Origin of the sequence: Pseudomonas sp. SIMBA_067 (genome assembly GCF_046534675.1) — a bacterium.
Lineage (GTDB): Bacteria > Pseudomonadota > Gammaproteobacteria > Pseudomonadales > Pseudomonadaceae > Aquipseudomonas > Aquipseudomonas putida.
Genome location: NZ_JAWRYH010000618.1, coordinates 1 through 264, shown reverse-complemented (window position 1 = coordinate 264; position 264 = coordinate 1). Strand labels below are relative to the sequence as shown.

At 49.2% G+C, this 264-nt stretch carries 1 protein-coding gene; it reads left to right on the top strand.

Translation table 11 applies throughout. The features are described from left to right. A partial coding sequence (locus SB765_RS30575) for a hypothetical protein (protein WP_410932611.1) occupies window positions 1-264 on the top strand: 264 nt, incomplete at both ends.

Sequence of the window (264 nt, the reverse complement as noted above, 5' to 3'; positions counted from 1 at the left end):
CAGTTGGCGGCCAGGCTGTGCAATATTGGATATCCTATTATCATGCACAATACGGCGACAGATTGCCTGATGAGCGTCTCACCACTTCTGTTGACTGCGACTACAGTGCCCGGAAAGATGATATTGCGGCTATAGCAAAAACGCTCAACGTGAAAACGTGGGAAAACAAAGACGGTCAGCCCCCATCCCTTGCGCAGTTTATGCTTATCGATCAGGACACACACGATATCAAACGGGATGATGGACGTTTATTTGCCGTACCGG